We start from the raw sequence: 6,809 nt of genomic DNA, 5'->3' as shown, positions 1-6,809 counted from the left end.
TATTCCGGCGTCGACAGCGTCTTTGGCGGGCGCGGAACTAATGGCGCAGCGCAGGATGGTTGGCGCAGCGCGGAACTAATGGCGCAGCGCAGGATGGTTGGCGCAGCGTGGGGCCGGTCCGTCTGCGGCGTCCGCGGCGCAGATTTCCTCGCGACGCGCAATGATGCGGGCGCTCCGGTATTCCGGCGTCGACAGCGTCTTTGGCGGGCGCGGAACTAATGGCGCAGCGCAGGGTAGTTGGCGCAGCGCGGAACCAATGGCGCAGCGCAGGGTAGTTGGCGCAGCGCGGAGCCCATTGCCGCCCCCATACCGTGGGCGGCGCTGTCAGTGCGGAGGTCGACGTCGGAATCCAGCAGGTTGAGCAGCGTCCCGAAGTTTCCCTCCCGCGAGGCCGCCAGAACCTGGCATGGTCGCCCCGCCCCGGGAATGGTCGCCGCGCCTCACTCTGGCAGTGCCACGGCCTGTCCCGGACCCGCTGGCAGACGTAGAATTTTGTTGGGTGAACGGGGCTGCGGCACGCTGTCGGGTGCCTCGGACGGTGCCCCGGCCCGGAGGGCATGGTGGACGAGGAACTCCGCTGGATGGACGCCACGGAACAGGCCGATCTGGTCCGCTCCGGACAAGTCAGCGCCGCCGAACTCCTCTCCGAGGCCCGTGAGCGCGTTAGCCGCCTTAACCCGGCACTGAACGCCGTCATCGTGGAGCTGGACCCCGGCAGCGGCGGCCTGGACGACGCCGGACCCGGCGGCCCGGGCGACGGCGGCCCGGACGACACCGGACCCGGCGGCCCGGGCGACGGCGGCCATCACGACAGCGCACCCGCTGCCCCCTTCGCGGGCGTGCCCTTCCTGGTGAAGGACCTCGCGCTGGAGATCGCCGGGACCCCGTTCAGCGAAGGATCCCGCTGGCTGGCCGGAAACGTCTCGGGCCACGACCAGGAGCTGGCCCGCCGCTTCCGCCGGGCCGGACTGGCTGTGATGGGAAAAACGAACACCTCCGAATTCGGCCTGAGCCCGCACTGCGAGCCGGCGCTGCACGGTGCCACCCGCAACCCCTGGAACCTGGCGCTGTCGACGAGCGGCTCAAGCGGCGCCTCGGCGGCGGCGGTTGCTGCCGGGATTGTACCGATGGCCCACGGCAACGACCTCGGCGGCTCGCTGCGCTATCCGGCGGCGTGGTGCGGGGTGTTCGGCCTCAAACCCTCCCGCGGCCGGGTCCCGCTGGGCCCGGAGTACGGCGACGTCGTCGGCGGTCTCGCGGCGGAACATGCGCTCACCCGCACGGTCCGGGACTCGGCTGCGCTGCTCGACGCTGTGGCCGGACCGGCACCCGGGGACCCCTACTGGGCGCCGCCGCAGGAACGGCCGTACCTGGCCGAGGTCCGGACGCCGCCGGGAAGGCTGCGGATCGCCGCGACCGCGACACCGCACGGCGGCCAGTCCGCCCATCCCGACTACCTGCGGGCGTTCGAGGAGACCGTGGAGCTGCTGGAGTCCCTGGGCCACACCGTGGAGGAAGGGCAACCCGAGCCTTTGGGCCGGGCCGGGCATCGCGCCATGAGGGCGGTGTACGGAGGTGCCGCCGCCTGGATTGAGGCCTACTGGACCCGGCGGCTGGGGCGGGGTCCGCAGCCGGGTGAGCTGGAACCCTACACCGAGGTGCTGTTCGAGCGCGGACGGAAGGTCACGGCGGGCGAATACCTGCAGGGGATGGAGGAGCTGCAGCGGTTCACCCGGCGGGTGGCGGCCTTCTTCGAGGACTTTGATCTGTGGCTGACGCCCACAGTCGGCTGGCCCCCGCTGCCGCTGGGGACGCTCACGGCGACGGCGGAGGATCCGCTCCGCGGTGAGCGCCAAGCCGGGCGCTTCCTGATGTTCAACGGCGAGCACGCCAACGTCACCGGGAATCCGGCGATGTCCGTTCCGCTGGCCACTGATTCCGCCGGGCTGCCCGTCGGGTTCTCCTTCCTGGCCGCCTACGGCGGGGAAGCCACGCTGTTCCGGCTGGCGGGCCAGCTGGAACAGGCACGGCCGTGGGCCGGCCGGAGACCATCCGTCGGGGGGCTGACCCGGGGGCGTGAAGCACCGGGGGCTGACCCGGGGGCGTGAAGCACCGCGGCCTGACCCGGGGGCGTGAAGCACCGCGGCCTGACCCGGCGCCACAAACCCAACAGGAACTAAGGAGAACTCCGATGTACCTCGGAATGTATAGTTTCCGCGGCGACCCGGCCGAACTGCTCGCAGCCCATGACCGGCTGCTGGCGATGCTGCCCGCCGGCCAGCTCGAGCTGCACCTGTGCGTGCAGACCCCGGAGGGGATCATCGTGCTGGACAGCTGTCCCAGCCGGGAAGTTTTCGACAGGTTCAGCAGCGGCCTGGAATTCCGGGGACTCGTGGCGGCCGCGGGGTTGCCCGAGCCTGAAGCCCGGGGACTGGGCGAGGTCCGGGGCTACGTGCTGCCGGGCGGCGTGGCGGCTCCTTGAGCGGGGCATTTCCAAACCCCCCGGACGGAACTAGACTGAACGGACATGGCTGCCTCCGGCACGCCGTCGTGCCCGTCCGGTGGGAGTTCAATGAAGAATCTGATCCATCCGGCAGCCCGGTTCCCGCCCGCAGGCGGCATCCCCGCCGAGCTGCGCCAGCGGTATGCCAGCGCCGGACATGAGCAGCTGGACTCGCGGGGGCTCGTGTTCCCGGCCGATCTGCAGCTGCCCGGCCTCAGCAGCCTGATCCAGGAGTCGTGGCGGCGCTCGGCCCAGCTGCAGGCCAACCCGGACAACCCCGAGGCCCCGCTGGCGATGGACAGCGAAGAACTCGAAGAGTACCGGCGCCAGCACCCCCTGGCCGCCATCATGCCGGTCATCCACAAGCTCCTTGTCCTGCCCAGCCACGACAGCGGCATGCTGGTCGCCGTGGGGGACGAAGTGGGCCGGCTGCTCTGGGTCGAGGGGGATGCCGAGATGCGGCGCCGGGCCGAAGGCATGATGTTTGTCCCCGGGGCCGACTGGTCCGAAGCCACCGTGGGTACCAGCGCGCCCGGCACCGCACTGGCCCTGGGCCGCGGCATCCAGATCTCCGGCGCCGAACACTACAAACGCTCCGTCCACCCCTGGAGCTGCACGGCCGTGCCCTTCCACGACCCGGATTCCGGAGCCCTGCTCGGCGTCGTCGACATCACCGGCACCGAGTCCGCCGTCGCCCCGCACACCCTGTCACTGGTCGAGGCCACCGTGGCCGCCGCCCAGGCGCACCTCCGCGTGGAGAGGCTCCAGCTCGCGGCCGCCAAGCAGTCCTCGCCTGCCCGACGCCGGGGCCCCGCCTCCGCCGCGGCGGCCCGGGACAGCGACGGGGCGGCCGGCAGCCTGTACCGCAACAGCCTCCAGCTCCTCGGCCGGGACCAGGCGCTGCTGAGCATCGACGGCCGCACCGTGGCGCTGTCCGCCCGGCACAGCGAAATCCTGGCCCTGCTCAGCACCCACCCGGAAGGGCTCAGCGCCGAGGAACTCTGCGCCCTCCTCTACGAGGGCGACGCGTCCACCATGACCCTGCGGGCTGAGATGGTCCGCCTGCGCAAGGTCCTCCAGCAGCTCAACCCAGCTGCTGTGCCGCAGTCACGCCCCTACCGGCTGCCGCTGGACCTGGTGCCGGACTCCGGCCAGGTCCTGAGCTGCCTGCAGCGCGGCTCCCACCGGATCGCCCTGGAGATCTACCGCGGCGCTGTGCTGCCCCGCTCCGAGGCCCCCGGCATCGCCGAGCTGCGGACCCGCGTTTCCTCCCTGCTCCGCGAAGCGGTGCTGACCGACGGCAGCGCCGAGTCGCTCCTGCGGTACGCCGAGCTTCCCGAGGCCAGGGACGACGTCGAGGTCCGGATCGCGGCGCTGAAACTGCTGCCGCCCCGCTCGCCAAAACGGGCCGCCCTCGTCGCCGATCTGGAACGGCTCGAGACCGAACTCAGCGCCTGACCCGCCAGATCCCGCAAAAGTGACCCGGGTCACTCCGGTTGCAACCTGACTGCAACCTCCCCGCTCCTAGGCTGAACGCATTGGAGGCGCCAACAACTGGCCGCCACCCTCTTGCACAGCAAAGGAGCTGCAATGACTGTCTACGCACAGCCCGGTACCGAGGGCTCGAAGGTCACCTTCAAGGACCGCTATGAGAACTGGATCGGCGGCGAGTGGGTCGCCCCGGTCAAGGGCCAGTACTTCGAGAACATCACCCCCGTCACCGGGAAGGTCTTCTGTGAGGTCGCCCGCGGCACCGCCGAGGACATTGAGCTGGCGCTGGACGCCGCTCACAAGGTTGCCCCCTCCTGGGGCAAGACCTCAGTCGCCGAGCGCGCCGCCATCCTGAACAAGATAGCCGACCGCATCGACGAGAACCTAGAGATGCTCGCCGTCGCCGAGTCCTGGGACAACGGCAAGCCGATCCGCGAAACCCTCAACGCGGACATCCCGCTCGCCGCCGACCACTTCCGCTACTTCGCCTCCGCGGTCCGCGCCCAGGAAGGTCGGCTGTCCCAGCTCGACGAGGACACCACCGCGTACCACTACCACGAGCCGCTCGGCGTCGTGGGCCAGATCATCCCCTGGAACTTCCCGATCCTGATGGCCGTCTGGAAGCTCGCCCCCGCGCTCGCCGCCGGCAACGCCGTCGTCCTCAAGCCGGCCGAGCAGACCCCGTCCTCGATCCTGGTCCTGATGGAACTCATCGGCGACCTGCTGCCGGCCGGCGTCCTGAACGTGGTCAACGGCTTCGGCGTCGAAGCCGGAAAGCCGCTGGCCTCCAGCCCCCGGATCCGCAAGATCGCGTTCACCGGCGAAACCTCCACCGGCCGCCTGATCAGCCAGTACGCCAGCCAGAACCTGATCCCGGTCACGCTGGAACTGGGCGGCAAGAGCCCCAACATCTTCTTCAACGACGTCGCCGACACCAACGACGCGTTCTACGACAAGGCACAGGAAGGCTTCACACTCTTCGCCTTCAACCAGGGCGAAGTCTGCACCTGCCCGTCCCGCGCCCTGGTCCAGGAGGACATCTACGAATCCTTCATGGCCGACGCCGTGGCCCGGGTCGAGAAGATCATCCAGGGCAACCCGCTGGACACCGAAACCCAGCTTGGCGCCCAGGCCTCCAACGACCAGCTGGAAAAGATCCTCTCCTACATCGACATCGGCAAGCAGGAGGGCGCCAAGATCCTCACCGGCGGCGCCCGCGCCGAGATGCCCGGAGACCTGGCCGGCGGCTACTACATGCAGCCGACCATCTTCGAAGGCCACAACAAGATGCGCATCTTCCAGGAGGAAATCTTCGGCCCGGTGGTGTCCGTGACGCGCTTCAGCGACTACAACGACGCGATGGGCATCGCCAACGACACCCTCTACGGCCTCGGCGCCGGCGTCTGGTCCCGTAACGGCAACGTCGCCTACCGCGCCGGCCGCGAGATCCAGGCCGGCCGCGTGTGGGTGAACAACTACCACGCCTACCCGGCGGGCGCTGCGTTCGGCGGCTACAAGTCCTCCGGCATCGGCCGCGAGAACCACTCGATGATGCTGGACCACTACCAGCAGACCAAGAACCTCCTGGTCAGCTACAACGAGAACAAGCTCGGCTTCTTCTAAGCCGCACCAAACCCGGGCGGGGCGGATCATGATGGGTCCGCCCCGCCCGTACCACGTGTGCACCCACGCGGAAGGACGCCGTGCACACGCCTGTTAGCTGCACCCATGTTTGATGACGCAAGGATTTCGCTATGACGACGACAACGACGACGACGACAATGCAAGCCGCGGTGGTAACCGAATTCGGCAAGGACCTCCAGATCCAGACCCTCCCCGTTCCCGTTCCGGGCCGCGGCCAGGCTCTCGTCAAGGTGCTGACCACCGGCGTCTGCCACACTGACCTCCACGCCGCGGAAGGCGACTGGCCGGTCAAGCCGACCCCGCCGTTCATCCCCGGCCACGAAGGCGTCGGCGAGGTGGTTGCCCTCGGTGAGGGAGTCACCGACCTGGCCGTCGGGGACCTCGTCGGCAACGCCTGGCTCTGGTCCGCCTGCGGCGATTGCCAGTACTGCCGCACCGGCTGGGAAACCCTGTGCGAGGCGCAGCAGAACGCCGGCTACAGCGTTGACGGCTCTTTCGGCGAGTACATGCTGGTGGACACGCGCTTCGCCGCACGGATCCCGGCCGGTACGGACCCCGTCGAGGTGGCCCCGGTGCTTTGCGCCGGAGTGACCGTCTACAAGGGACTCAAGATGACCGAGGCCCGGCCCGGCCAGTGGGTCACGATCTCGGGCATCGGCGGCCTCGGCCACATCGCCGTCCAGTACGCGGTTGCCATGGGCCTCCGGGTTGCTGCGGTGGACATCGCCGACGACAAGCTCGCCCTGGCCAAGAAGCACGGTGCGGAACTGACCGTCAATGCCCTGCACGAAGATCCCGCCGAAGTCATCCAGCGCGAAACCGGAGGTTGCCATGGCGTCCTGGTCACTGCAGTGCACCCGTCAGCATTCGGCCAGGCGATCGGGATGGCCCGGCGCGGCGGAACGATTGTGTTCAACGGCCTGCCGCCGGGTGATTTCCCGGCGCCGATCTTCGAGATTGTGCTCAAGGGCCTGACCGTCCGCGGCTCCATCGTCGGAACCCGCCAGGACCTGGCCGAGGCGCTGGAATTCTACGCCGAGGGCAAGATCCACCCGACGGTCTCCACCCGGGAGCTTTCCGAAGTGAATGCCGTCCTCGATGAAATGAAGCACGCCAAGATCGACGGCCGCGTGGTCATCAAGTACTGATGGTCAACAGGTACTGATGCAGA

5 protein-coding genes are annotated in these 6,809 nt (G+C 69.2%); all 5 read left to right on the top strand.

Features of this window, described 5'->3' with window-relative positions:
* Window positions 1-557: 557 nt before the first annotated feature.
* The 5 genes from QCD75_RS06915 (at window position 558) to adhP (ending at window position 6,786) form a co-directional block, all read left to right on the top strand.
* Complete coding sequence (locus QCD75_RS06915) at window positions 558-2,108, top strand: amidase (protein WP_301226980.1); 1,551 nt, start codon at window positions 558-560, stop codon at window positions 2,106-2,108.
* 83 nt (window positions 2,109-2,191) lie between these two features.
* Window positions 2,192-2,482 carry a hypothetical protein gene (locus QCD75_RS06910; RefSeq protein ID WP_301226978.1) on the top strand — a complete coding sequence of 97 codons (291 nt, stop codon included), beginning with the start codon at window positions 2,192-2,194 and terminating at the stop codon, window positions 2,480-2,482.
* Window positions 2,483-2,572: 90 nt separating this feature from the next.
* Complete coding sequence (locus QCD75_RS06905; RefSeq protein ID WP_301226976.1) at window positions 2,573-3,961, top strand: GAF domain-containing protein; 1,389 nt, start codon at window positions 2,573-2,575, stop codon at window positions 3,959-3,961.
* A gap of 132 nt (window positions 3,962-4,093) precedes the next feature.
* The gene (gene exaC / locus QCD75_RS06900; RefSeq protein WP_301226974.1) at window positions 4,094-5,617 is read left to right on the top strand and encodes an acetaldehyde dehydrogenase ExaC; all 1,524 of its coding nucleotides are present in this window, start codon (window positions 4,094-4,096) and stop codon (window positions 5,615-5,617) included.
* Between the two features lie 158 nt (window positions 5,618-5,775).
* The gene (gene adhP / locus QCD75_RS06895) at window positions 5,776-6,786 is read left to right on the top strand and encodes an alcohol dehydrogenase AdhP (RefSeq protein ID WP_301226992.1); all 1,011 of its coding nucleotides are present in this window, start codon (window positions 5,776-5,778) and stop codon (window positions 6,784-6,786) included.
* Window positions 6,787-6,809 lie beyond the last annotated feature (23 nt).

It is taken from the genome of Arthrobacter sp. PsM3, from assembly GCF_030433895.1.
GTDB lineage: Bacteria > Actinomycetota > Actinomycetes > Actinomycetales > Micrococcaceae > Arthrobacter.
This window is presented reverse-complemented; position numbering and strand designations above follow the sequence as displayed.